Here is a 26371-nt window from a genome sequence, read left to right on the forward strand (position 1 = left end):
TCCGGGCTCAATTATTGCTGATGGTCTTCGCGTGTCTGAGCAATTGCTCTGCTACGAACATCCCTTAAACGAACGCATGCGCGCCGCTTTGCGCTTTGAATTCCTGTTCAAAGAGTGGGCGCAGCTCGCTGAACATGCCACTCTGCGTCGCCCACTCATCGCGGTGATTTGCGACTTGCTGAGCCTGCTCTCCAGACCCGATACCTGGAGCGATATGGCCAAGGATCTGCAGCACGAACTCGACCATCTACAAAGCCTGCGCGAGCGTCCCGGTGTGGACACTGGCCGACTGCAGGACACTTTGGAGGATATGCAGCAGGCCCATTTAAACCTTAGCCGCATTGATGCGACTCGCATTCGCATACCCAAGCTGTTACTCGCGGTGATGCAGCGTGCTAGCGTTCCTGGTGGTCTGGCTCCTGCAGATATACCGCCCTACACCTATTGGCTGAATCAGCCGCCGGAAAGGCAGCTGCGCGATATTCATGAATGGACTCAAGGCTTCGAGACCTTCTCCACAGCCTTAAGCTTTTATCTGCATGTCCTGCGCAGCAAAGCCCACTGGGACATGACACCCTTGGACCAAGGCCAGTGCACGCTACAGGCACACCCTAAAGCGCAGCTTCTACGAGTGGCTATGCCCCCGGATGCGCCTTGGTATCCCGAAATTAGTGGCGGTCGGCAACGCATGACGATCCGCTTACGTGGCCTAGACACCGCCGATAATGAGCGGGCCTTGCGTCAGAGTAGTCTGCAAATTGCCTTATGTTGAGTCATGGTCAGCGCCAAGCGCCGTGTCCACAATGTGGCCAAATGGCGGTCCTAGAGCCAAGTAATCGCTGGCGGCCTTTTTGCACCCGCCGCTGCAAGCTGATCGACTTTGGTGAATGGCTTCGCGACGATGACGAAAGCGCAGAGGAAAGCCCCAGCTACGACAAGCGGGCCGATCAAGACCCCAATTAGCCGTCTCATGCGCGTCTCACTGGCCTTCAGGTATCGCTGCCGACTTGTAGGCATAGGGCTGCGCCCACAGTGCACCTCGCCAGCGCTGAATGTCTACGCGAAGTCGCGGATTCCACTCACGCCCTGGCCCCAAGCCGCATGAACCTGTGCTAGTTGATCAGGTCCGACCCCGCCTAAGGCATAAGTCGGTAGTGAGCCCTGAGCGATAATGCGGGCAAAGGTCGACCACCCCAGCGCCTGTCGCTGCGGGTGGCTAGCCGTAGGCCGAACCGGGCTGAGTTGCACATAGTCACACCCGGCGGCGCGGGCTAACTGCCAGCTTTGCTGGTCGTGTACCGAGCGCCCCCAGAATAATGCGGCGTCTACAGGGCGCTGCGCGTGGGTGTTCGAGCGGGTTTCATGAAAGCCCGCCGCGCCTAGCTGCGCACAGCGCTCGGGGCAGCGGTCCAGAATCCAGCCCATATCCGTCTGCTCGATTAACTCTTTGGCCAGAGCGTGATATGCCGTCTCGGTCAGGCCGGGCAGACGCAGACGCGCCACACGCCAGCCTTTGGCCAACCACCTCCGGCTGAGCGCAATGAGTTGCTCCCTGCTAGCCTCAAAAGGCGTGATTGGAAGATGGTGTGGTAACGCCAGCGCCTGCAGCACAGGCCCATCCGCGCCCAGCCAATCTAATTGCCGCAGGCGCGGCAATGTTCCCCAATACAAAGCTTGGCCGTCTTGGCTCTTGAGTGCTCCGCGCCAGCGATACACCCTATACACCCACATCTCAACGTCGCGATCAGAGTAGGCATGACAGATGCGGATAAGGGGCTGCGCCGAGACCACCTGGATGTCCAGCTCCTCGCGTAGTTCCCGAGTGAGGGCCTGAAGCGGGCTCTCGCCCGACTCCAACTTACCGCCAGGAAACTCCCATTTACCCGCCGCAATTTTGCCTGGCGGTCGCTGGGCGGCTAAATACTCTCCGTTCGCTCGATCTAGCACTCCGGCGGCCACCCGAATGCGTTTGCGCATCAGGAGCGATACTCCGCATTGATGCGCACGTAATCGTATGAGTAGTCACAGGTCCACACCCGCGCCGTCGCCGGCCCTCGATTCAGAACCGCGCGAATGGTGTATTCCGGACGTGCTGCAACCGCGGCACCCCGCTCTTCTGCGTAGCCAGGGTCTGGCTGGCCTTGGGCAATCAGGCGCACCTCATCCATCCAGAGATGGACGCCCGCAATATCCAAATCTTCCAAGCCGCTGCGACCAATAGCCGCCAGAATCCGGCCCCAGTTGGGGTCACCGGCAAAGGCGGCGGTCTTGACCAAGGGCGACTCAGCCACCGTTAAGGCCACTTGACGCGCTTCTTGCGTATCCCGAGCCCCCTCCACGCGCACTTCTATGAAACGCGTTGCACCTTCGGCGTCGCGAACGATGCCTTGAGCCAGTTCCACCATCAAGCTGGTCACAGCCTCGGCGAAGATCTGCCCATCCAAGCTCTCAGCTGTGAGCGGGCTGCCACCAGCCTGGCCTGTGGCCATCAACACGCAGGCGTCATTGGTGGAGGTGTCTCCATCCACAGTGATCGCGTTGAATGATTGAGCAACTGCCTGCTGCAGCAGTTCATTGAGCCAGCCCTGGGCCATAGGTGCATCGGTCGCAATAAACGCGAGCATGGTCGCCATGTCGGGCTTGATCATCCCGGCGCCCTTGGCCATTCCGGTGATGGTGAGGCGCCGCCCATCCCCTAATTCCACCACCCGACTGCGCAGCTTGGGCAGAGTATCAGTGGTCATAATGGCTTTGGAGGCCCGAGGCCACCCTTCTGGGCATAGCGCCTGCACCAGCCCTGGCATGGCTTGGGCAAAGGGCGCTATCGGCATAGCCTCACCGATCACACCTGTGGAGAAGGGCAACACCTGCTGCGGGTCTATACCGAGCTCTTGGGCAACCACAGCGCAGCTCTCCAAAGCCGCCTGCATACCCGCATTGCCGGTCCCTGCATTGGCATTACCAGCATTGATAATCAACGCTTGTGCGGCGTTATGTTGCAGGTGCCTACGCACCACATGTACCGGCGCGGCGCAGAACGCATTCCGGGTGAGCACGCTGACAACCTGTGTGTTGGGCGCCAAGCGTAGCAACACCAGATCATCGCGGCCTTTGTACCGAATGCCGGCGGCAGTGCTGGCCAGTTCCACGCCTGCTACAGGCTCCCAAGGCACATCTATGGGCCAGTTCACCGCCATCAATCCGTCCTTATCCCTGTGGGCGCAGTTAGGCCTTTTGCAAGCTGCCGTGGCAGTGCTTGTATTTTTTGCCCGAGCCGCAGGGGCAGGGCTGGTTGCGACCCACTTTAGGCATCTGCCGCACCTGAGTCACCGGCGGTTGAGGGGCGGCTTTGGGCCGCGCGCGTACTTTAGGGCCAGATGCTGGCGCGGGTTGCGCCGCCGGAGCCTCCGGCGCAGACGCTGGAGCCGCCCCATCCTCTTGCAGGGGGCTTTGGGCATCAGCATGCTCAAAGTGCATTTCCCGTTCTTTGCGAGGGGTTTGCTCGGCTTGCGCCACATCTTCAGGCTGCTTGATTTGCACCTTACACAGGATGGCCGTCACTTCTTGCTTGTAACGCTCCAGCAACTCCGTGAACAACGCAAAAGCTTCACGCTTGTATTCCTGTTTGGGATCTTTTTGCGCGTAGCCGCGAAGATGGATCCCGCGCCGCAGATCATCCATAGACGCCAAGTGCTCACGCCAAAGGGTATCTAGCACCTGCAACATGATGGATTTTTCAAAATGCCCCAGGGCGTCCTCACCCACCTGAGCGCGCTTGGCCGTGTAAGCCTCTTCTACCATGCCCAGCACCCGCTCCAACATGGCATCGTCGCTGAGGCTTTTGTCGGCCTTCGCCCAATCCTGAACCGGTGCATCGACGGCGAACTCGCGCTGCAGCGCATCGTGCAAGTCGTCTAACTTCCAGAGTTCTTCGGGGGCCCCGGCCGGCACAAAACTACGAAAAGCCTTGTCCACCACATCTTGACGGATGCCGTCTACGGTTTCGCTGACATCGCTGCCGGACAACAGTTCATCGCGCTGCTCGTAGATGACGCGCCGCTGATCGTTAGCGACGTTGTCGTACTCCAGCAGGTTTTTACGAATATCAAAGTTATGCGCTTCTACCTTGCGCTGAGCGGTTTCGATGGACCGCGTGACCCAGCGGTGTTCAATCGCTTCCCCTTCTTCCATCCCCAGGCCTTTGAGCATGGCTTGCAGGCGTGGCGGGGTGAAGATGCGCATTAAGTTGTCTTCTAAAGACAAATAGAAGCGGGTGCGTCCAGGGTCACCCTGACGACCGGAGCGTCCGCGAAGCTGGTTATCAATCCGCCGGGACTCATGGCGCTCCGAGCCCAACACGTACAAGCCACCGGCTTCCAGTACAGTTTGATGGCGCTGTTTCCAGTCGGCTTTGGCCGCCTCGCGAGCGGCCTCATCATCTTCCGGAAGTGAGGCAAGCTCGCTGTCTAAGTTGCCGCCAAGCACGATGTCGGTGCCACGGCCGGCCATATTGGTCGCGATGGTCACCGAGCCAGGCCGCCCGGCCTGCGCCACAATGTCGGCTTCCCGTTCATGCTGCTTGGCATTCAGTACTTCGTGGGCGATGCCTTTATTGCGCAGCAGCGTGGAAACAATTTCCGAGGTCTCAATAGACGCCGTTCCCACGAGCACGGGCTGGCCTTTGGCAACGGCTTCCTTGACGTCCTCGGCGATGGCCTCGAACTTCTCCCGCGCTGTCATGAAGATCAAATCGCCCTGATCGTCGCGCACCATGGGCTTGTTGGTGGGAATAACGATCACTTCCAGCCCGTAAATTTGCTGGAATTCGAAGGCTTCTGTATCGGCCGTTCCGGTCATGCCCGACAATTTGTCGTACAAGCGGAAGTAGTTTTGGAAGGTAATGGACGCCAGCGTTTGGTTTTCCTGCTGGATGGGCACACCTTCCTTGGCCTCAATAGCTTGGTGCAAGCCATCCGACCAACGTCGCCCTGGCATCATCCGGCCGGTAAATTCGTCCACGATGACAATTTGGCCATTCCGCACGATGTATTCCACATCGCGCTGGTAGAGATGATGCGCCCGCAAAGCCGCCGTGAGATGGTGCATCAAAATGATATTAGAGGCGTCGTACAACGAGCCTTCATTGACCAGACCATGCTCTTGGAACAAGGCCTCCACCCGAGCGTGGCCGTCCTCGGTCAGAAAGATCTGCTTGGTTTTCTCATCAACACTAAAGTCGCCAGGGCCATCTTCTTCCTGTTGGGGCTGCAGCGCGGGCACCAAGGTGTTCATGCGCTTGTACAGCTCGGGATCATCGTCGGTAGGCCCGGAGATGATCAATGGGGTACGCGCCTCGTCGATGAGAATGGAGTCCACCTCGTCGACCACCGCATAAGAATGCCCACGTTGGACTTTGTCTTCAGCACGAAACGCCATGTTGTCGCGCAGATAATCGAAGCCAAACTCGTTATTGGTGCCGTAGGTGATGTCGCAGGCATAAGCCGCCCGCTTATCGTCGGTGCTCTGACCGTGCACGACTACGCCAGTGCTCAAGCCCAGAAAGCCGTATAGGCGCCCCATCCAGGCGGAGTCCCGTCGTGCCAAATAGTCGTTAACGGTAACCACGTGGACGCCTTTACCGCTAAGAGCATTCAAATACACGGGCAGGGTGGCAACCAGGGTCTTACCCTCACCCGTGCGCATTTCGGCGATCTTGCCCTGATGCAATACCGCGCCACCAATGAGCTGCACATCAAAATGGCGCATGCCCAAGACACGCTTACCCGCCTCGCGAACGACGGCGAATGCCTCTGGCATCAGCGCATCTAGACTCTGACCTTGGGCCAGCCGCTCGCGGAACTCGCTGGTCTTCGCCGCCAGCGCCGTATCGTCCAGCTGGCTCAGACTCTCTTCATGGCGAGCGGCTTCGCGGACGACCGTTTCGAGCTTAGCGATCACGCGTTGGTTGCGACTGCCAAACAGGCGGGCGAGAAATTGGGCCATACAAAGAAAAACGGGGCGAGCGCCCCGTGCACATTAAGAAAACGGTCCTATTGTAACGGGCCACTAGCAAAGAGGGCTCCGCACTTTAGGTTGTACTTTTAAATGTGGGGCTGATGTCAGCCGCACACAAGCCCTCTCAGGCCTTAAGCAGGCACGCTAGCGACTGCACGTACTTCACAGCCTTGGGTTAACTGCGAGGGGCGCGTGCCACAAACTGCGCCGGATCGACACGCCGACCATCCAAAATTACCTCGAAGTGCACGTGTGGCCCCGTGGAGCGACCGGACTTACCCACCAGTCCAATGCGCTGGCCTTTGTCAACGCGGTCGCCGACGGCAACAAGGTTTTTCTGATTGTGCGCGTAGCGCGTGGTGTAGCCGTTTCCATGATTGAGCTCGATCACCCAACCATAACCACTGCGCCGCCCCGAGTAGGACACGATGCCGGCAGCAACCGCAACCACATCCGAGCCCTCTGGAGCCGCAAAATCAAGGCCATGATGCGAAGTTTTACGCCCGGTGAAGGGGTCATGACGAGCACCAAAGCGGGAGGATATCCAGCCCTTGAGCACCGGCCAGCCAGAAGGGCTGCGCTGCGACTGCATCTGGGACACAAGCAGCAGATGTTCGAGAATATCAAGTTGGCGGCGCCGGCTTTCCAGCTGACCCGCAATCGCATCGAAATGCGGTGTGAGCTCACCCATGACTTCGTCGGTGGGAAGCGGACCCCCGATTGGAGGCTCGGTGCTGAAGTCGAAGAGTTCCGGGTCCAGCATCGCCATTTCGGCCAGGGTTTCGCCCAGGGCATTCAAGCGATCTAGGCTGGCCTGCATGCGGCCCAATTCACGAGCCATCTCCAGCTGACCCGTACGAGCCATATCCCGCGTCTGTTCTAACTTCTGCTCTTCTTGAGCAATCCGCGCACGAATTTCCTCAACATCCTGCGCGCCAAGCGTCAGCACGGTATGTTGGGCGGGTGCGGTCCAGCGCCCAGCGACAAAAACTGCCAGCAGCAAAGCCATCACGGCAACTGCTTGCATTGCGCCGCGCAAAGGGGGTCGCATTACCATGTGATCATTCAACTCCATGTCCAAGGCCGCGATGTGACCGAAGATCGGGAACAAGATTTTCAATCCGTGATGGATACTGCGTTGCAGCCCCTGCAAGGCCGCATCGCGCTCCATCAGCGCATACATCACTGCTTATCCAAGATTCTCCCCTCAGCACTGTTACGTCACACACGCGTGAGTTGCGTGGAGAATGATCAGCTCATCCTCATCTGCGACACGCCAGCCTGGGCGAGTGACCTAAGATACAGGCAGTCAGAAATTCTGCAAAGCGTAAATTTTTCGCAAAAGTTGCACTTGGCGGGCTGCAAAATATTAGTGCGGCCGGAAATTTTTCGTTAACCCAGCGTCAATTCCTCGACGCGAGGCTCCTGCGTGCGAGCGCTATCTGCCCCAAGACAAACCCACTCATAGTTCTTGCGATCAGCTAGCACAGCGCGTGCCAGCTTGTTATTCAGGGCGTGCCCCGCCTTATAAGCGGAGTAGGCCCCACGGACTTGCGCGCCTAGCAGCGCCAAATCGCCGACAGCATCTAAGATTTTATGACGCACAAACTCGTCGGCATAGCGCAAGCCATCGTCATTGAGAACGCGGTAATCGTCCAACACGATGGCGTTGTCTAGCGAGCCGCCTAAAGCCATTTCGTGCTGGCGTAGGTATTCGATGTCGCGCAAAAACCCAAAGGTTCGCGCGCGGCTAATTTCTTTAACGAAGGTCTCCGGGGTGAGGTCTACGCTGACCTGTTGCCCGGCTTCAATCGCAGGATGGTCAAAATCAATGGCAAAGCTCAGCTTGAAACCCTCGTAGGGTTCCAACCGCGCCCACTTATCATCTTCTGAGACCTGAACCGGTTGGCGCAAAGCCAAGTAACGACGCGGCTGCTCTTGCGCTCGCAGCCCTGTGGACTGAATGAGAAACACAAACGGTCCAGCGCTGCCATCCACGATGGGAACTTCGGCGGAGCTCAGACGAACAACCACATTGTCCAGCCCTAAGCCAGCGATGGCTGAAAGCAGATGCTCCACCGTGGCCACACGCTGTCCAGCCTCCGTTAAGGCGGTACACAATGTGGTCTCGGTCACAAGGTCAGCGCGCGCAGGGATACGCTGCCACTCACCGGATTGCGCATCAGGCCGCTCAAACACCACGCCGGTATCAACAGCGGCTGGTAGCAGCTGCATGTGCACCGGTTGCCCGGAATGCAAACCGATTCCCGTGAGGTCAACGGCTTTATTCAGAGTGGTTTGGTAATGGGTCATCCGTTCCTTTGCTGTGTTCAAGCTGCGCCGCCCCGCAATTCTAGCGGGGCGGCGCATGCCTCCCGACCGAGCACTATACCGCGCTGATCAGGTTTTGTGCAACGCAACAAACTCGGAGGTGGCCTCTAGTTCGCCTGTCGACGGAGAAAAGCAGGCACATCCATGTACTCGTAACCGTCATCGGCTTTGGCCGACTTTGACGGTGTTGCTGGAACCGGACCCGCTTTGGCTTGGGGTTTATTCCGCTGAATGGCAGGAGCCTCCAAACCTTTGTAGCCCTTATCGGCCGGCCGACCAGCGCCGATGGGAGCAACCTTGCTGGAGTCGGTGCTTTGCTGTTTCTTGAACACGCTGTCCAAGCCGGTGGCCACGACAGTCACGCGGAGCTCATCTTCCAGCGAATCATCGTCGACCGTACCCACGATGACTTCTGCTGTTTCGGAGGCTGTCTCGGAGATTTTTTCCATGACGGTGGTGTATTCGTCAATGGTCAAATCAGCGCCGGTGATATTCACCAACAAGCCTTCGGCGCCCTGAATGTTGAGCTCTTCCAGCAGAGGGCAGGACAGGGCACTGGTTGCCGCTTCGGTCGCCCGATCTTCGCCCTTGCCGCGCCCGATTCCAATCATGGCCATGCCCTGCACGCCCATCACCTTCTTCACGTCGGCAAAGTCCACATTCACGATACCTTCGCAGTTGATGATTTCGGCAATGCCTTGAACGGCGTTGTGCAGTACGTCATTCGACGCCCGGAAAGCCTCGCGCATGGACACGCCTTTACCCAGCACTGGCAGCAGACGCTCGTTGGGGATGACGATCAGCGAGTGCACATGCTTGTTCAGTTCTTCAATGCCATGTTTGGCCACGGCCATGCGTTTGGCACGCTCAAACTGGAAAGGCTTGGTCACCACAGCAACGGTGAGAATACCCATCTCACGGGCAATTTCAGCCACCACAGGAGCCGCACCCGTACCGGTGCCACCGCCCATACCAGCGGTGATGAACAGCATGTCGGTGCCATCAATCAGCTCAACAATACGATCCCGGTCTTCCAGGGCGGCCTGGCGACCAACATTCGGATCGGCTCCTGCGCCGAGGCCACGAGTAATTTGCTGGCCGATGGGCAGCAATACGTCTGCGCTACAACGACGCAGATGCTGAGCGTCGGTATTGGCACAGATGAACTCCACACCTTTAATACCGGCCTCTACCATTTGGTTCACCGTGTTGGAGCCACCGCCCCCAACACCAATCACCTTGATGACTGCGTCGCGTGTAGGCGCTTCCATTACTTCAAAAATTTCGTCGGTCGTCATGTCCTGAACTCCTCGCGAGTTTGCGTTGCGTTGACGTCAAAAGTTGCGTTGGAACCAGCTTTTCAACTTATCCCAACCGGCAGCAAAGCTGGTGCCACTCCCGGGGTTGGGGCTACTGGGGCCAGCCTGCTTGCCGAAGCGCAGCAGGCCCACCGCAGTGGCGTAGGCGGGGCTTTTGGCAATGTCCTCCAGCCCACTCACATTCAAGGGCAGACCCACTCGGGCCGGCCGCTCAAAAATTTCTTCTGCCAAGAGACAGATACCTGGAAGTTGCGCACTTCCCCCGGTGAGAACCACACCGCCCGCAGGTAGTGGATGATCAAACCCACCCTCGCGCACTTTGCGCAGAGCCAAACGGAAGATCTCATCCACCCTTGCGCGCACCACTTCCGTGAGCATATGGCGACTCACCATGCGCGGCGGGCGATCGCCCACATCCTGTACTTGCACCGTGTCCTCCCCTTCAATCATTTCCGGGACGGCGCAGCCATGTTTTACTTTAATCGCTTCCGCACTCTGGAAGGGGGCGCGCATCGCTACTGCAATGTCATTAGTAATGTGGTCGCCGCCTAAGGGAATCACTGCACTGTGTCGCAGTGATCCGTGTTGGAACACCGCAATATCGGTGGTACCGCCACCAATATCCAACAGCACGACGCCAAGCTCCCGCTCATCTTCATTGAGCACTGCGTGCGCTGCCGCCAGTGATTGCAGAACCAGCCGATTGGCCGTGAGGCCACAATGAGAAATGCATTTATGCAGGTTCTGGGTGGCGCTCTTGCTGGCGGTCACCATGTGCACCCGCGCCTCTAGGCGAACACCGGTCATACCCACCGGCTCGCTAATGCCATCCTGGTCATCCAGGATGTACTCCTGCGGCAGGACATGCAGGATTTGCTGATCGGCACTAATGGCCAGCGCCGAGGCGGACTGGATGACATGGTCCACGTCCTTGGGTGTTACTTCCCGATGCGGTTTGGCTACCGGCACAATGCCCTGGGAATTCTGGCTTTTCAGGTGGCTACCGGTGACGCTAGCAAAGACCGACTGCACGCTACATGAGGCCATTTCGTTGGCCTCTTTCACCGCCTGCTCAATGCTTTTGGTCGTGGCTTCCATGTTTACCACCACGCCTTTTTTAATACCGCGTGATGGCGCCTCACCATGACCGACCACGCGGACATGACCGTCGTCACCCAGCTCAGCAACCACCACTGCCGTCTTGGACGTCCCCATATCCAGGCTGACACTTAGGTTAGCGTCGGGCTTACGGCTCATAGAGTCACTTCCTCTGGCTCAGCGTCGCGCCAGCGCACGGCAAAAGCATGGCGATGGCGTAAATCGATGGCGGCGACTCGGTCCAGTTCCGGTTGCAGCGCGGGCAATGCCAGCTGGACCAATCTTTCCAAGGCTTGGTCCCAGTCTGGTCGACCGAGCTCAACGGCGATGGTGGCCGTATCCCAACCCAAAGTCAGGCCGAGTTGCTGGCCCGGATGCAGGGTCATCGCCTGCACCTCACATGGCGCACAGCGTTCCCTCACATAACGCAGCGCTGCGGCCACCCGGTCACGTCGCTGGGGCGCCGCCGCCACCATGGGCAACCCCGCGACCGCAGGCTGCGCAATGCTACTTCCGTCGCGTAGCAAGACGCCACCACTGCGCAGATTGGCCACTGGCTCATGTTCTTCAACAGCCAAAGCCAGGCGATTAGGCCACAAGTATTCCTGTTGGGTAGTCGCCACCCACGGCAGACTCTGCGCAATCGCTGCCACTTCCTCGGGCCTCGCGGCAAAAAACCCACGTTGTAACTCCGGCAACAAGGCCTGATGCAGCTGGCTGGCGGGGGTACGCTCCAGCTCACCGTACAGCTCCAGTTGCAAGGGCTGCGCGCCCAATCGAGCGAGGCCTAGCAACAGCAGCGCTAGTAGCATCAGCAACACGGCCAAGCCCCAGGGGAACTCCTGATTCCAAGCCCTCAGCCCACTCATGACTGCCCCTCCAGCGTCTGCTCCAGAATACGCAGCACTAGCTCCTGAAAATCTACGCCTAAAGCAGCCGCGGCCTTGGGCACCAGAGAGTGCGAGGTCATTCCAGGGATGGTGTTGGCCTCCAACAGCCAAGCCTGGCCGGCATGATCGATGATGCAATCCACGCGGCCCCAGCCCTTGCAGCCCAGAACCTTAAAGGCCTGGGCGCACAGCTGCTGCACCGCCTCCACAGAGGTTTGCGGGTGCTCATCGACCAGCAAGTACTGGGTTTGATCCGACTGATACTTGGCTTCGAAGTCGTAATACTCCCCCGGAGGAATGATCTGCAGCATGGGCAAGGCCTGCATACCCAGCATTCCCACGGTGAACTCCCCGCCACTAATGCCGCGCTCCACCAAGACTTCGGCATCGACAGCGCGTGCCTTTGCGTAAGCGGCCGCGACTTCTGCACGCTGTTTGACTTTACTCAAGCCCACGCTGGAGCCCTCGCGAGCCGGCTTAATAAAGACGGGGTAGCCCAGGTGGTCTGCAGCGGCCTCAGCACTGGCCTCATCGCCGGCCAAATGACATTCCGGCGTGGGCAGACCGCAGGCCTGCCACAGGCATTTGCTGCGCCATTTATCCATGGCTAAAGCCGATGCCGCCACGCCACTGCCGGTAAAGGGCAAGCCTTGTAGTTCCAGAGCCGCCTGAACAAGACCGTCCTCACCGCCTCGACCATGCAAGGCGTTGAATACGCGATCAAAGCCAGCTGCGCCTAAACCCAGCACCCGCTCTGGTGTGGCGTCGACCAAGGTGGCGTTGACGCCAGCAGCCTCTAGAGCAGCGTGCACAGCCGCGCCACTGTCCAAGGACACGGAGCGCTCCTCGGACCACCCCCCATACAGTACGGCCACGGAACCAAAATCAATCATGCTGCCTCTCCCACAATGCGTACTTCCGGCGTCAATTCCACGCCGGCATGCTCGCGAACGCGCTGTTGGACATACAGCAGTAACTCCTCAATGTCGGCAGCGCTGGCCGCCTCTCGATTCACAATAAAATTGGCATGTTTGGTGGAGACCTGAGCCCCGCCCCGTCGCTCGCCTTTGAGACCCGCCGCCTCAATCAAGGCCGCAGCATATTGGCCAGGCGGGTTGCGGAACACCGAACCACAGGAGGGCTGACCCACCGGCTGCTTGGCTCGCCGCTCTGCCAGCATTTGCTTCAGCTGCGCTTGCTCTTGAGCCGCATCGCAGCCCGGCTCTAAGGACAGTTCCGCGGCAACGAACAAACCCTGTTCAATCGGCGATACTAGCTCGCGATAGCCTACTTGGAAGGCGTCACGTTCCAGCCAATGCAACCCTCCCGACGGGTCTAACACTGCGGCCCGACGCACCACCGACCAAGTTTCGCCCCCCCAGGCCCCTGCGTTCATTGCCAAAGCACCGCCAATGGTGCCGGGAATACCCCCAAAGAAGGTGGCCCCTGCATAACCTGCGCGTGCCGCCCTACTGGCCAAGGTGGCGCAGTGGAGGCCACCGCCCACCACGACCCTGCCATCGGCTTGGAATTCGAGTTGCTTGAGGCGGTCAAACAGCACAATCACGCAGCCAGGCCAGCCGCCATCGCGGACCAATAAATTGCTGCCTAGCCCAACGACCAAACGCGGCTGTGGCAGCTGGGGCAAGGTCTGCTGTAGATCGTCCAAGTCCGCAGGCTTATACCAGTAACGGGTGGGGCCTCCAGCACGCCAGCTCACATGGCCTGCCATCGGCTCATGCTCGCGAACTTCGCCGCGTGTCTGCCAGGCCACGCTCATGCTGGCACCCCGGTTTTCACCAAGTCTTGAGCCAGACCACTAATGTTTCCGGCCCCCATGCACAACACTATGTCGCCATCGCGGGCCAAGCTCGCCAACTGCTCTGGTACCGCGGCCAACTGCGGTACCAGCACCGGCTCCACCTGACCACGCAGGCGGATGGCGCGGGCCAGGCTGCGGCTATCCGCTTGTGCCAGCGGGGCTTCCCCGGCAGGGTAGACATCGGTTAAGACCAAAGCTGAGGTGGTCGCGAGTACGCGGGCAAAGTCATCGAATAGGTCGCGGGTACGGCTGTAGCGGTGCGGCTGAAAAACCAAGATGCAACGCCGATCCGGCCAGGCCTCGCGCACGGCGGTTAATGTGGCCTGCAGCTCCTCGGGATGGTGACCATAGTCGTCGATGACCATGGCCTCGCCGCCGCCGGGCAAGGTGATATTTCCAAGCACCTCACAGCGCCGACCAATTCCCTTGAAGCTGGCCAGTGCTGGAGCCACCTGCGCAGGGTCCAAGCCAAGCTCGCAGGCTACGCTGAGAGCAGCCAAGGCATTCTGGACGTTATGTCGGCCTGGCAAGGCCAAGGCAACGGGCACCACTTGCTGCTGCGGAGTATGCAGCTCGAAGTGCACCATTGCGCCGTCTGGGCGGAGATTCACCGCCCGATAATCCGCCTCCACAGACAAACCGTAAGTCAGTGTGGGACGACCAATATCATCACGCAGCTGCATCAACATGGGGTCATCCGCACACAGCAGGGCCAAGCCATAGAAGGGCAGCTGCTGCAAAAACTCCACGTAGCTGTAGTAGAGGCGCTGCGGATCATGGTCGTAGGTATCCATGTGGTCTAGATCCACATTGGTGACGACGCTGAGCATGGGTGTGAGGTGCAAAAACGAAGCATCGGACTCATCCGCCTCCGCCACCAAGTAGGGGCCGGTTCCCAAAGCCGCATTACTGCCCGAGCTTTTCAGCAAACCGCCAATCACGTAGGTCGGGTCCAGATCACCAGCTGCCAGCACCGTAGCGGTCAGGCTGGTTGTGGTGGTCTTGCCATGGGTACCGGCAATGGCAATACCGAAGCGAAAGCGCATGAGTTCGGCCAGCATCTCAGCACGCCGAATCACCGGTGTCCGTGCGGCTAGGGCCGCCGCAATTTCAGGGTTTTCCGCAGTCACGGCACTGGAGCGGACCACCACATCCACACCTGCAACGGCGGCAGGGTCATGACCAATGCGCACGCTCGCGCCCAGATCACGCAGACGTTGCACGCTAGGACCTTCGCGTTGATCGGAACCGCTAACCGTATAACCAAGGTTGAGCAACACCTCGGCGATGCCCGCCATACCGGAGCCGCCGATTCCCACAAAATGCACCTTGGCCACCTGGCGCAACCGGGCTTGTAGCATTTGCGACATGGCTTGGGCGTCAATCATGCGAGCCTCCTGCAGCCAGACAGGCCTGGGCCAGATGATGCGCAGCCTGAGGGCGGGCCAGCTCCCGCGCCTTACTGGCGCGCCGGCGCAATTCTTCGGGCTGGCTGAGCACCTGCTCTAGCAATGCAGCGAGCTGCTCCGCGGTGCAGTTGTCCTCGGTGAGCATCCAGGCGGCTCCAGCCTGGACCAGATGGCTGGCATTCGCTTTTTGGTGGTCGTCGATGGCAATGGCGAGCGGCACACAAATCGCGGGCAAACCGGCTGCCATAATCTCTGCCAGGCTCAAAGCCCCCGCACGGCAAATGACCAAGTCTGCCTGGGCATAAGCGGCGGGCATATCCTCGATAAAGGCTTCTGGCTCTACATCCAGGCCTGCCTGTGCATAGGCCTGTTCGGCCGTTGCCAGATCCCGGCCGGCCTGATGGCGCAGCCTGGGGCGAAGCTCCGGCGCCATCAAAGCGACCGCTGCCGGCACTGTTTGGTTGAGAATGCGCGCACCCTGGCTACCGCCGAGCACCAATACGCGGAGGGGTTGCTCCGAAGCGAGGCCGCGCTGCTCCGGACCAGGCAGCGCGGAGATATCTGCGCGCACGGGATTACCCACCACTTCAACCGCTACGCCCTGGGGAAAACTGCCCGGATATGCGCCGTACACAGTCCGGGCCAATCGCGCCAGGGCGCGGTTGGTGGACCCAGCCACTGCATTTTGTTCGTGAATGAATAGCGGGCGTCGCAGCAGCCAGGCTGCGATCCCACCTGGAGCCGCCACGTAGCCGCCAAAACCAATGACGACCTGAGGTGAAATGCGACGCATAAAACCTACAGCCTGAATCAAGGCCTGCAGCAACTGCCAGGGCCAAAGCAACCTAGACAGCAAAGACTTCCCACGCAAGCCGCGCATAGCAACGATGTGCAGCGGTATTCCAGCCTTGGGCACCAAACGCGCTTCCAGTCCAGCCGCCGTTCCCAGCCAATGCACCTCCACACCCTGCGCCCGCAACAGCTCAGCAACAGCCAAACCAGGCATGATGTGGCCGCCGGTGCCACCAGCCATCACCAAAGCCTTCACGAGGAGCCTCCAGGCTTAAGCTCGGTTTCCAGGTTAATGCGCAGCAGCAAACCCACAGCCGCCATGCAGGCCAGCAGATGGCTGCCGCCATAACTGAAAAAGGGCAATGGCAGACCTTTGGTGGGCAACAACCCCATGTTGACGCCCAGGTTCAGCGCCGCCTGGAGCACCAACCACAAGGTGAGCAGAACACCGACGTGACCAGCGAATTCCTGGCCCGCTGCGTAAGCATTTTGGGCAATGCTCCAACCAGCCCGCAGTAGCAGCGTAAATGCGGCAATCAGCAGCAGCACACCCAACAACCCGAACTCTTCGGCAAAGACCGCGAAGATGAAATCGGTGTGAGTTTCAGGCAAATACATCAACTTCTGCACACTGTTGCCCAGCCCCTCACCAAACAAGTGGCCGCGGCCAATGGCGATTAAGGATTGGGTGAGCTGGAAGCCCCCATCAAAAGGCTGCGCCCAGGGGTCACGGAAGGACATCAGCCGTTCCAGGCGATAGGGCTCCAACACTGCCAAGGCGTAGAGCAACGCCGCTGCAGCAAGCAACAAGGCGGCGCAGTGGAGCAAAGGAGCCCCAGCAACAAACAAAAAGGCCAGAACCACCGCGGTGAGCACTGCTGCCGCCCCAAAATCGGGCTCAACCAGCAAGAGCACCGCAGCAACGGCAACCGGAACTAAAGGGCGAAACACACCCAACAGCCCGCGCTGTAGAGCCTCGCGATGCCTGACCGCGTAGGCAGCAACGTAGAGGAATATTCCCAGGCGAGCGAACTCACTCACTTGCAGGCGCAAGGGGCCTAAATCTAGCCAGCGCTGAGCCCCATTCACGCTCACGCCCAGGCCAGGAACCAAGACCAGCAGCAACAACCCCAGGGACAGCCCCAGGAGCGCAAAACTAAAGGATTGGTAGACCGCCAGTGGGATGTGCACCAACAAACCGACGGCCAGCAGCCCTAAGCCGGCGTAGATCAACTGACGGTCAAAAAAGCGCGACGGGTCACCCCAGCTACGGTCGGCAACAGCAACGGAGGCCGAAGCCACCATCACCAGACCCACGCCGAGCAGGGCCAAGGTGACCAGTAGCAGCTCACGGTTGAGCACTGGCCATGCGCGTTGCCAGTCGACCGGCGCAAATAAGGTGGGCAAGGTCATGCCGTCACCTGCTGGACCAGATCGCGGAATCTTTGTCCACGCTCCACAAAACCACTGAACTGGTCGAAGCTGGCGCAACCTGGGGATAGCAACACGCTGTCTCCAGACTGAGCCAAGGAGGCTGCGCGATTCACCGCTGCAGGCAGATCCGCCACGCGCTCCACGGCCAGCTCACCGCGGAGCTGCTCCAGAATGGTCAGCGCATCCTGCCCAAACACCAACACCTTACGGAGCTTGTTTTTGAGCGGCGCGACCAGAGGTGCGAAATCGCCCCCTTTGGCCTGCCCACCCAGGAGTAACAGTAATGGGCCATCCAAGCCATCAACCGCGGCGGCCACTGCGCCCACATTGGTGCCCTTGGAATCGTTAATCCAGGTCACACCCTGGTGGGTGGCAACCCACTCGCAACGATGCTCCAAGCCTTGGAATTGCTCCAGGCCACGCAGACTGGCGCTGCGGTCCCAGCCCAGAGCATCAGCAATAGCGACAGCCGCCAGGGCATTGAGGTGGTTGTGCCGACCCACCAAGCGCAGCTGTGCGGTCGCGCAGACGGGCTGCGCGCCCTGCCAAAGCTGTCCATCATGCAAGCTGTAATCAGCACTGGGCTCAACCGCGAAATGGACTGTGCGCTCAGCGCCATGCATTGCGCGAACCCAGTCATCATCACTGCGCAGCACACCCACCGTCGCAGCCGCCAGGATGCGCGCCTTGGCGGCGGCATAAGCCTGCATGCTGCCATGCCGATCCAGATGGTCGGGGCTGAGATTGAGAACAGCGCCTACCGCCAAGGGCAATGCACCACTGTGCTCCAATTGAAAGCTGGATAGCTCCAGCAGGTAGCAATCCGCAGCAGGGTCCAAAATATCCAGCGCAGGAGGCGCCAAATTGCCTCCAGCAGGGGCATTCAGACCGGCGGCTCTGGCCATGGCAGCCAGCGCCGTGACGACTGTGCTCTTGCCGTTGGAGCCGGTGACCCCGACGATGGGCGCCTGGGCGGCTCGGGCGAACACATCAATATCGCTCAGGATGGGTTTACCTTGCCTGCGCGCTTCAAGCAGTAGCGGTAGATCCTGGGGTAGCCCAGGCGATACCAATACCCAGTCGCAGTGGCTCAGCAAATCTGCATAGCTGTCCAGAGCAAAGTGGCATTGGCCCAGGGCAGCCAGCTCCGCGGTAACGGGGGGCTGCTTACGACTATCCCAAAGGTGCAGCTCGTAACCGCCCTGAGCATGCAGCCAACGCAGCGCACTTTGCCCGGTTTCGCCCAGGCCGCAGATCAGAACGCGAGCACCCAGATCTTGCATCAGCGCACCTTCAGGGTCGCCAGACCAATGAGCACCAGCACCAGCGTCACAATCCAGAAGCGCACGATGATCTTGGGCTCGGCCCAACCGGCCAGTTCAAAATGATGGTGTAGCGGCGCCATGCGGAAAATGCGCTTGCCGCGCAGCTTGAAACTGCCTACCTGCAGGATGACCGACAGGGTTTCGGCCACAAAAACGCCGCCCATGACAAACAGCACGAGTTCTTGGCGCACAAGTACGGCCACCACGCCCAAGGCCGCGCCCAAGGCCAGGGCGCCGACATCGCCCATAAACATTTGGGCGGGGTAGGCGTTAAACCACAAAAAGCCGAGGCCAGCACCGCAAATAGCAGCGCAGAAAATGGTGAGTTCGCCCACTCCCGGAACCGCGGGAATACCGAGGTAGCTAGCAAAGTTGGCATGGCCCGAGGCATAGGCAAACACAGCCAAGGCTGCAGCAACCATCACGCAAGGCATGATCGCCAGGCCATCCAGACCATCCGTGAGGTTCACCGCATTGCTGGAGCCGACAATGACCAGATAGGCCAGCACGGCAAAACCAAAGCCTAAGGGGATGGCAACATCCTTAAACACCGGCACGAACAAAGTCGTACTGACCTCACTTGGCGCGGTGAGCATGATTGCGACGGCGGCCACAGCCGCGGCCAAAGATTGGCCAGCGTACTTTTGTTTAGCGCTCAAGCCATCCGAGCTACGCCGCTTGAGCTTTAGCCAGTCATCGGCAAAACCGACGACCGCAAACGCCACAGTGCAAAGCAAAGCAATCCAAATGGCGGCATTGGTCCAATCTGCCCACAACAAGGTGGAGGCAGCCACCGCCGCCACAATCAGAGTACCGCCCATGGTGGGCGTGCCCGCTTTGGACTGATGACTTTGGGGCCCCAGCTCTCGAATTGGTTGGCCCACGCGCTGGTAGACCAGCCAGGAAATAAATCGAGGACCGAGCAACAACGACACCGCAAAGGCGGTGAGGGCCGCCAGGATGGCGCGCAAGGTAATGTATTGAAGCGCACGCAACGGGGACCATTCGGCGGACAGCCATTCGGCCAAATGACTAATCACAAGAGTTCTCCTGACTCAGGGCGCTCACGGCGGCGTCCATGCCAGCGCTGCGCGAGCCTTTGATCAGAATGGTTTGATAATCCTGAGCCTCGTTGCGCAAGGCCTGGATGAGCTGGGCACGGTCGGCAAAATGGCGGGCGATATCACCGGCTGCGTCTGCGCTGGCGGCCGCAGCTTCGCCGCAGGTCCAGAGCGCGCTCAAGCCTGCCTTGGCCGCAGCCGCCCCGACACGCGCATGTTGTTGGGCACTATCGGCGCCTAACTCCGCCATACCGCCTAGACAAAGCAATTGCGGTCCAGGCTCTCCGGCAAGCACCGCAATCGCAGCAAGTACGGAACCGGGGTTAGCATTGTAGCTATCGTCGATGAGGCAGCGGCCAGGGCCCAAGGGCAGGCGGCGCAGCCGGCCGGCTACAGGGGCAAAGCTCTGCAAGCCATCCACGATTTGACGGAGGGGCAGCCCTAAACTCAACGCGCCCGCGCTGGCGGCCAGGGCATTCATCACATTGTGTTCGCCACTGGCCGGCAGCTGCACAGCAGCCTGCCCTTGCGGCGTGTGCAGCTCGAAGTCGCTGGCTGCACCATGGACGCGGATATCGGTTGCGTAGACATCCCCGCCAGGCCCAAACAGCATCCGTGGGCGCGGTCCGGCCTGAGCTATCCAGAAGTCGGTGTAGCGATCATTAGCGTTAATGATGGCCATGCCATCCAGTGGCAAGGAGGAGAACATCTCGCCCTTGCCCTGAGCGACGCCGTCTAAACTGCCAAAACCATCCAAATGAGCCTCAGCGGCCAGGGTCACGATGCCCAAATCGGGCTCGGCAATGCGGCAGAGGTTTGCAATATCCCCAACGTGGTTTGCACCCATCTCAATGATGCCCACCGAGGCTTCGTCGTTAAGCTGCAACAGGGTCAGAGGAACGCCAAGATGGTTATTGAGATTCCCTTGGGTGACCACAGCGCCCGTATGCTGTCCCACGATGCTAGCCAGCATTTCCTTGACCGTCGTTTTGCCGTTGGAGCCGGTGAGCGCTAGCAGGCGCCCAGACCACTGACGACGCCAGGCCAGCGCCAGTTGCGCAAGGGCGTACTCCACAAAAGGCACCACCAATTGCGGCAGCGGGTCATTTTGGGGATAGCTAACCAGCGCCGCCGCCGCACCATTAAGGCGGGCCTGCTCTACGAAAGCATGGCCATGCGCCTTGGAGCCGGGCAAGGCCACAAAAATATCGCCTGGCGTGATCTGGCGCGCGTCAATGCACCATTGGCCTTGGAGCTGCTCGGGCCAGTCGCCCACCCAAACAGCGCGGGGGAGTACTTCGGCCATCCATGCGCGACGCATCAGGCTTCCCCTCCGCCCAAGGCAGCGCGAATGACAGCTTGATCCGAGAAGGGCTGCCGCTGCCCGTTTAGATCTTGATAGTCTTCATGGCCCTTACCGGCGACCAGCACAATGTCGGCCTCGTGGGCCTGCTCCAGCGCGTGTTGAATGGCCTGGGCGCGGTCATGTTCCCAGGATCCAGCGCGCGGGTTCTTCAGGCCCTGACGCATATCCGCAAAAATTTGCTCGGGATCTTCGCGGCGCGGGTTGTCGTCGGTGACCCACCAACGGTCGGCTAATTCTTCTACTGCAGCAGCCATTAATGGGCGCTTACCGCGATCACGCTCGCCACCGCAGCCAAACACACAGACCAGCTCGCGCGGTCTGTGCAGCCGCAACGCGCTTAGGACAGAGCGGAGCGCGTCCGGGGTGTGGGCATAGTCCACCACGGCTGTAGGCTGACCCGCAGCGCCAATCACTTCCATGCGCCCGCACACGGGACGCAAGCGGGGCAAGGCCTGGAGGATGTCCTCAACCGGCGCTCCGGCCGCCTCAGCCAAGGCTGCCGCTGCCATGGCATTGCCGGCATTAAACCCGCCCAACAGTTTGAGCTGAATACGCTGCTTAAGCTCGCCAACCGCCAGCTCCAGGCCCAGACCGCTGGAGTCCGCCGTCACGGAAAGCAAGCGCCAACGCGCCTCTGTTGCCGCCCCATAGAAGCGGACGCGCGCTGCCTGCTCTACCTGTTTGGCCGCGCGTCGCACCATGGCATCGTCGCCGTTGAGGTGCACGGTTTGAACACCAGGCCAGTTCAGTAGCCGTTTCTTCGCCGCATGATAAGCCGCCACCGAACCATGAAAATCTAGGTGATCCCGGCCGAGGGTGGTTAAGGCCACATGCGCAAAGGGAAGCCCAGCCACCCGCCCCTGTGCCAAGGCATGTGACGAGACCTCCATAGCCACGGCCTGCATGCCAGCATCGCGCGCCCGCCCCAGAAGCGCTTGCAAACGCAAGGGATCAGGCGTGGTCAGACTGGCGTCCTCGGCTCCCTCACCAAGGTCCAAGCCCAAAGTCCCCAAAGTGGCACATGGAATAGCGCTGGCCCGTAGCAGCTGGGCGCAATAATGAACCACGGAGCTTTTGCCATCGGTGCCGGTCACCCCCACGAGAGTGAGCTGCTCTGCAGGATGCCCGTGCAGACGCGCCCCCAGCTCGGGCAATTTCTCGGCCAGCCCCTGCACAGCAATATGCGGCACAGCAGAGTCCGCAACAGCCGGCGCGCCCTGGGGGTCGTAGAGCACGGCTGCAGCACCCTTATCTACGGCATCAGGAGCAAATGTCAGCCCGTGATGATGCAGCCCCGGCACAGCGCAAAAGACCGAGCCAGGCTGCACATCTAAGCTGTTGAGCGTGAGGTGAGACACGGGAATTGTGGCCACGTCGCTGGCCCAGCCCTGAAGCAGTTCTGGCAGCGCCATCATGAGGCACCACCTTCGGCCTGAGCCAGAGCCGGGCGACGCACCGGCGCCACACCCAAGCGGCGCAGCGCATGGCCAGCCACATCGGCAAACACTGGCGCCGCCAATTGGCCACCGTAATAGCGGTCGCCGCCGGGGTCATCCAACATAATCAGGCCCAAGACGCGCGGTTGATGTGCAGGAACCATCCCGACGAAGAAGGCTTGGTGGCGCTCACTGTCATAACGACCGTTAACCACTTTACGCACGGTGCCGGTTTTCCCTGCGACTTGCCAACCTGGTATCGCCGCCTGTGTCGCCGTGCCCCCAGGCGCCACCACAGCAATCAACATTTCGCGCACGGCTGCGGCGGTAGCCGGACTAAAGGCCGGCTCGTGTGCAGGCAAGACCTCATCAGCGAAAAAGCGCAGCGAACGCGGACGTCCATCGGCGGCCAAAGCCATCCAGGCCTGGGCCAGCTGCAGCATGGTCACGTTAAAGCCATACCCATAGGCGGCCACAGTGGAGCCCAGCTCCAAAGGCCCCGGAAGATAACCACTGGCCTCCTCACCACTCAGCGCCCCGGTCAAATAGCCAAAACCCAAGCCCTGGTAGGCGTGAAATAAGGCCTCAGGACCCAAGCGTAAGCCCAGCTTCACCGCGCCCACATTGCTGGACTTGGCTAAAACACGACCCAAGCTCAAGTCGCCGTAGCCATGCAGGTCCCGAATATCCTGACCATTGACGCGCAAATAGCCATTGCCCGTGGCGATGGTGGCATCGGCGTCCACCACACCTTGATCCAGAGCGGCAGCCACCACGAAGGGCTTGACGGTGGAGCCTGGCTCGAACACATCCATGGCAATGCGGTTCCGCAGACCTTGGCGCAGAGCAACCGCATCCGAGCGATCATTCGGGTTGACGCCCGGCCAGCTCGCAGCAGCGAGTACGCTGGCATCAGCCACATCGACGAACAAGGCCTGACCCGACTGGGCTTGCGCGCGCTCGGCAACGGCTTTCAATGCGGAGTAAGCCGCATGCTGCAGACGCGAATCTAAGGTGAGCTGCACGTCCTGCCCTGGGCGTGCCGGCACATAATCGGAGAGATCTTCCACCACCCGTCCCAGGCTGTCCTGGATCACCCGACGGCGACCAGGCTCACCGCGCAATTGGGCATCCAAACTGCGCTCCAAGCCCTCCTGACCCTGGCCGTCAATATCGGTCAGCCCGACGAGGCTGGCTGCAATTTCGCCACCGGGATAGAAGCGGCGATACTCGCGCTGCAGAAATACTCCGCGCGCACCCAAGGCCATGATGCGGCGAGCGGCGGCTGGGGCCTGCTGACGCGCCAGGTAGTAAAACTGTCGGCCGGCGCGAGCCTCTAGCTCGGCTCTGAGCTGGTCCTCACTGCGCCCCAGCAAACCGGCCAGATGCGGAATCTTCTCGGCGTCCTCGAGCAAGGCAGCAGGTACGACCCAGATGGACTCACTCGGCGCACTCAAGGCCAGCACTTCACCATGCCGATCCCGAATAGCGCCTCGCTCGGCAGGCTCCACCAAAACTCGCACATGGCGACGCTCGCCCTCGGCGCGCAGGAAGTCCTGCTTATGCACCTGCAACTCGAAACTGCGTCCGGCACACACCACCAGTAGCAGCAGCAAACCGCTCGCGACCAAGCGCATACGCCATAGCCGGTTCATGGCTTAGCCTCCAAGGGCACTACCTGATTCAGCTGCGGGCGGCGCATATTTAACTGCTCGCGAGCACGCGCTTCGATGACGGCTGGAGCCGCCAGAGCGGCTCGCTCCAGCTCTAGCTGACGCGCTTCAGCCGACAAGTCTCGCGCGGTGGATTGCGCCTCCTGCAATGCCGCCTGGGCAGACCGGGCCTCGTGACGCATGCGCACAACCGCCAAGGCCGACAAGGCCACCGCGGCATAAACCAAGGTCAGGCTCAGCATGTTGCGCCAGTCCATGTCTGCCCCCAGCGCAATGTGGCGCTACGCGCACGTGGGTTACGAGCTGCCTCCAGCTCGGAGCAACGAACCCGACCGATAGCCGACCACAAAGGTGTGGGGTCGGGGAGCGCCGGGTGGGCGGCCTTTGGCCTTGCTCCAGCCTGCAACATCCGTTTGACCGCACGGTCTTCGAGGGAGTGAAAACTCACCACGACCAGTCGTCCGCCAGGCTTCAGCCAGTCATGCACCTGGTCCAGCAGGGCCTGCAGAACCTCCAGCTCGCGGTTGACCTGCATGCGAATGGCTTGAAAGGTGCGCGTCGCAGGGTGGGTACGGCGCCCCCGGCGGCCACCAACTGCGCCCTCCACGATGTTGGCCAGCTGTTGCGTGGTGGTAATGGGCTCAGCCTCGCGGGCCCGCGCAATAGCCAGCCCAATCCGCCGCGCCTGCGGGTCTTCACCCAGGCGCTGCAGAACGCGAATCAGCTCGTGGGTGGGCACTTCGGCCAGCCACTGCGCTGCAGACTGGCCCGCTGCGGGGTTCATGCGCATATCCAGCGGGCCATCCAAGCGAAAAGAAAAGCCACGCTCGGCGCGATCCAATTGCGGGCTAGACACCCCTAAATCGGCAACGATGCCGTCAAAAGGAGCCGCTTGAATCACGGCGCTATGCGCCAGCTCGCCAAAGTTAGCGGCCACGGGCGTCACTCTAGAGTCCTGCTCGGCCAGCGCATTTGCCACTGCAATTGCGTCTGGGTCTTGGTCGCATACCACCAGCTCACCGCCCTGCATGCGCTCGAGCATGGCCCGGGCATAGCCTCCACGACCAAAGGTGAGGTCCAGGTAGCGCCCATCAGGCACGAACTCCAGTTGCTGAAGGACGTCCGTCAGCATCACTGGAGTGTGCGCGGTGGTGTCCGCGACCACCAACTCAGATCTCCAGGTCGGCAAGAAGCTCGCCATCAATGGGTGCTTCATCCATTTGCGATTCCCAAGCCTGGGCTGCCCACAGCTCAAACTTGGTGCCCTGACCCGCGAGCACCGCCTGCCTTTGCAGATCCGCTTGCGCGCGCAGCGCGGGAGTTAGCAAGACCCGCCCCTGGCGATCCATCTCCACCTCCTCGGCATGACCGAGAAAATGACGACGCACGCGCTTAGCACGGGGATCAAACTCATTCAGCGCCATCAATCGATCGGCAAACTGCTTCCAGGTATCGGCGGGATAGATCAACAAGCAGGGCTCCACATCGACCGTAATCACCAGCCGGCCGGCACATTGCTCCAAAAGCGATGGGCGATAGCGAGCCGGGATCGCCAGGCGCCCCTTATCGTCCAATGTCAACTCGCTCTTGCCGCTATACATCCCAGCCCCTGCAGTCAGGTGAAGTCCTACCCCTTCACTCCACTTCACACCATTTCGCCCCACTATAGGCCTAGAGATGCGTATGGTCAAGCGGTTTTTTGCAGATAAAACAGTAGCTTAGAGCCGCTTTTGCTGGGATTTTGACACCCTCAAACACCCTGTAGAAACAACAACTTGGAAACCCTTCTTAAGGCAAGTTAAGAAGCTTTATCGCGGTTTGGGGGAGTAAAGTGGGAGAAGCCAAGCTTAGCCACGACCTAATCCTGACCTCAGCGGCGAAGGCTTGACGCCCATGTCGTACAAGCCCTTTTAATCACCGCTGATGCGGGCCTGGCCTGGAGCCCACTGCGTCACCGAATACAGTGCGGGGAGTCGGCCTATAAGCCGGGTTCTGTCGAGAGCAATCATTCCTCTGGGAGTTATGTCGCCATAACCCTCTAGCAACCTACCCGGGAGCATCGCGGGCCGCGACTCAGCTCCCCTATTTGGTCTTGCTCCGAGTGGGGTTTACCCTGCCACTCCCGTTACCGGCAGCGCGGTGCGCTCTTACCGCACCCTTTCACCCTTGCCGGGGTCCTCGGACCCTTAGGCGGTCTACTCTCTGCGGCACTTTCCGTGGGCTCACGCCCCCCAGGCGTTACCTGGCACCCTGCCCTGTGGAGCCCGGACTTTCCTCGAATACCCAAAGGTATCCGCGATTGCCCAGCCGGCTCCCCGCGCGGGCAGTGTAGCTTGCGCTCGCCGCCAACGCCCAAGAATTCGCGGGCCTGGGCATCATCCGATCCCAGCTTGTGGGCCT

General features: G+C 60.4%; 24 protein-coding genes and 1 other RNA gene. 3 read left to right on the forward strand and 22 right to left on the reverse strand.

Going from position 1 to position 26371, the window contains the following annotated elements:
* Positions 1–31: 31 nt before the first annotated feature.
* Together zapD and yacG are read left to right on the forward strand one after the other, a co-directional pair.
* Positions 32–772, forward strand: a complete 741-nt coding sequence (gene zapD, locus KI787_04685) for a cell division protein ZapD (protein MBV6629234.1) — start codon at positions 32–34, stop codon at positions 770–772.
* Positions 766–963, forward strand: coding sequence for a DNA gyrase inhibitor YacG (gene yacG, locus KI787_04690; GenBank protein ID MBV6629235.1), 198 nt, complete (start codon positions 766–768; stop codon positions 961–963). Before zapD ends, yacG begins: the two co-directional genes overlap by 7 nt.
* Positions 964–1056: 93 nt before the next feature.
* Here the strand turns inward: yacG and KI787_04695 are convergent, their stop codons facing one another.
* The 4 genes from KI787_04695 to KI787_04710 all read right to left on the reverse strand — a co-directional run bounded on the left by KI787_04695 (position 1057) and on the right by KI787_04710 (position 7042).
* Positions 1057–1977: a Nudix family hydrolase gene (locus tag KI787_04695; protein ID MBV6629236.1), complete on the reverse strand. Its 921-nt coding sequence runs from the start codon at positions 1975–1977 to the stop codon at positions 1057–1059.
* The gene (gene argJ / locus KI787_04700; GenBank protein ID MBV6629237.1) at positions 1977–3197 is read right to left on the reverse strand and encodes a bifunctional glutamate N-acetyltransferase/amino-acid acetyltransferase ArgJ; all 1221 of its coding nucleotides are present in this window, start codon (positions 3195–3197) and stop codon (positions 1977–1979) included. Before argJ ends, KI787_04695 begins: the two co-directional genes overlap by 1 nt.
* Before the next feature lie 28 nt (positions 3198–3225).
* Positions 3226–6003 carry a preprotein translocase subunit SecA gene (secA, locus tag KI787_04705; protein MBV6629238.1) on the reverse strand — a complete coding sequence of 926 codons (2778 nt, stop codon included), beginning with the start codon at positions 6001–6003 and terminating at the stop codon, positions 3226–3228.
* A 187-nt stretch (positions 6004–6190) separates the two neighbouring features.
* Positions 6191–7042, reverse strand: coding sequence for a M23 family metallopeptidase (locus KI787_04710; GenBank protein MBV6629239.1), 852 nt, complete (start codon positions 7040–7042; stop codon positions 6191–6193).
* A 30-nt stretch (positions 7043–7072) separates the two neighbouring features.
* On the opposite strand from KI787_04710, the gene KI787_04715 reads away from it, so the two are divergent.
* A complete protein-coding gene (locus tag KI787_04715) occupies positions 7073–7411 on the forward strand; it encodes a DUF721 domain-containing protein (protein ID MBV6629240.1) in 339 nt (112 codons plus the stop codon).
* On the opposite strand, the gene KI787_04720 is transcribed toward KI787_04715, so the two are convergent.
* From KI787_04720 to rnpB, 18 genes are all read right to left on the reverse strand, one after another.
* Positions 7408–8328 (reverse strand): UDP-3-O-acyl-N-acetylglucosamine deacetylase, encoded by a 921-nt coding sequence (locus KI787_04720; protein MBV6629241.1) that lies wholly within the window; start codon positions 8326–8328, stop codon positions 7408–7410. The genes KI787_04715 and KI787_04720 overlap by 4 nt on opposite strands.
* 125 nt (positions 8329–8453) lie before the next feature.
* On the reverse strand, positions 8454–9629 hold the full coding sequence (gene ftsZ, locus KI787_04725; GenBank protein MBV6629242.1) for a cell division protein FtsZ: 1176 nt from the start codon (positions 9627–9629) through the stop codon (positions 8454–8456).
* 51 nt (positions 9630–9680) lie between these two features.
* Positions 9681–10922, reverse strand: coding sequence for a cell division protein FtsA (gene ftsA, locus KI787_04730; protein MBV6629243.1), 1242 nt, complete (start codon positions 10920–10922; stop codon positions 9681–9683).
* On the reverse strand, positions 10919–11632 hold the full coding sequence (locus KI787_04735; GenBank protein MBV6629244.1) for an FtsQ-type POTRA domain-containing protein: 714 nt from the start codon (positions 11630–11632) through the stop codon (positions 10919–10921). The genes ftsA and KI787_04735 overlap by 4 nt, the downstream gene beginning before the upstream one ends.
* Positions 11629–12546: a D-alanine--D-alanine ligase gene (locus KI787_04740; protein MBV6629245.1), complete on the reverse strand. Its 918-nt coding sequence runs from the start codon at positions 12544–12546 to the stop codon at positions 11629–11631. The genes KI787_04735 and KI787_04740 overlap by 4 nt, the downstream gene beginning before the upstream one ends.
* The gene (gene murB / locus KI787_04745; GenBank protein ID MBV6629246.1) at positions 12543–13433 is read right to left on the reverse strand and encodes a UDP-N-acetylmuramate dehydrogenase; all 891 of its coding nucleotides are present in this window, start codon (positions 13431–13433) and stop codon (positions 12543–12545) included. The genes KI787_04740 and murB overlap by 4 nt, the downstream gene beginning before the upstream one ends.
* Complete coding sequence (murC, locus tag KI787_04750) at positions 13430–14845, reverse strand: UDP-N-acetylmuramate--L-alanine ligase (GenBank protein MBV6629247.1); 1416 nt, start codon at positions 14843–14845, stop codon at positions 13430–13432. The genes murB and murC overlap by 4 nt, the downstream gene beginning before the upstream one ends.
* A 10-nt stretch (positions 14846–14855) precedes the next feature.
* Positions 14856–15917, reverse strand: a complete 1062-nt coding sequence (gene murG, locus KI787_04755; GenBank protein MBV6629248.1) for an undecaprenyldiphospho-muramoylpentapeptide beta-N-acetylglucosaminyltransferase — start codon at positions 15915–15917, stop codon at positions 14856–14858.
* Between the two features lie 11 nt (positions 15918–15928).
* On the reverse strand, positions 15929–17089 hold the full coding sequence (gene ftsW / locus KI787_04760) for a putative lipid II flippase FtsW (protein MBV6629249.1): 1161 nt from the start codon (positions 17087–17089) through the stop codon (positions 15929–15931).
* Complete coding sequence (murD, locus tag KI787_04765) at positions 17086–18393, reverse strand: UDP-N-acetylmuramoyl-L-alanine--D-glutamate ligase (GenBank protein ID MBV6629250.1); 1308 nt, start codon at positions 18391–18393, stop codon at positions 17086–17088. The genes ftsW and murD overlap by 4 nt, the downstream gene beginning before the upstream one ends.
* Complete coding sequence (gene mraY / locus KI787_04770; GenBank protein MBV6629251.1) at positions 18393–19475, reverse strand: phospho-N-acetylmuramoyl-pentapeptide-transferase; 1083 nt, start codon at positions 19473–19475, stop codon at positions 18393–18395. Before mraY ends, murD begins: the two co-directional genes overlap by 1 nt.
* Positions 19468–20817: a UDP-N-acetylmuramoyl-tripeptide--D-alanyl-D-alanine ligase gene (gene murF, locus KI787_04775; protein ID MBV6629252.1), complete on the reverse strand. Its 1350-nt coding sequence runs from the start codon at positions 20815–20817 to the stop codon at positions 19468–19470. The genes mraY and murF overlap by 8 nt, the downstream gene beginning before the upstream one ends.
* Positions 20817–22277 (reverse strand): UDP-N-acetylmuramoyl-L-alanyl-D-glutamate--2,6-diaminopimelate ligase, encoded by a 1461-nt coding sequence (locus KI787_04780; GenBank protein ID MBV6629253.1) that lies wholly within the window; start codon positions 22275–22277, stop codon positions 20817–20819. The genes murF and KI787_04780 overlap by 1 nt, the downstream gene beginning before the upstream one ends.
* Positions 22274–23953 (reverse strand): penicillin-binding protein 2, encoded by a 1680-nt coding sequence (locus tag KI787_04785; GenBank protein ID MBV6629254.1) that lies wholly within the window; start codon positions 23951–23953, stop codon positions 22274–22276. The genes KI787_04780 and KI787_04785 overlap by 4 nt, the downstream gene beginning before the upstream one ends.
* Positions 23950–24228 carry a cell division protein FtsL gene (ftsL, locus tag KI787_04790; GenBank protein MBV6629255.1) on the reverse strand — a complete coding sequence of 93 codons (279 nt, stop codon included), beginning with the start codon at positions 24226–24228 and terminating at the stop codon, positions 23950–23952. Before ftsL ends, KI787_04785 begins: the two co-directional genes overlap by 4 nt.
* Entirely contained in the window at positions 24207–25139 is a 933-nt protein-coding gene (gene rsmH, locus KI787_04795; protein ID MBV6629256.1) for a 16S rRNA (cytosine(1402)-N(4))-methyltransferase RsmH, read from the reverse strand. Before rsmH ends, ftsL begins: the two co-directional genes overlap by 22 nt.
* A 1-nt stretch (position 25140) precedes the next feature.
* Complete coding sequence (gene mraZ, locus KI787_04800) at positions 25141–25572, reverse strand: division/cell wall cluster transcriptional repressor MraZ (protein ID MBV6629257.1); 432 nt, start codon at positions 25570–25572, stop codon at positions 25141–25143.
* Between the two features lie 364 nt (positions 25573–25936).
* An RNA gene (rnpB, locus tag KI787_04805) (RNase P RNA component class A) lies at positions 25937–26286 on the reverse strand.
* Between the last annotated feature and the right edge of the window lie 85 nt (positions 26287–26371).

The sequence above is a fragment of the Oceanococcus sp. HetDA_MAG_MS8 genome (assembly GCA_019192445.1).
Taxonomy (GTDB): Bacteria; Pseudomonadota; Gammaproteobacteria; order Nevskiales; family Oceanococcaceae; genus MS8.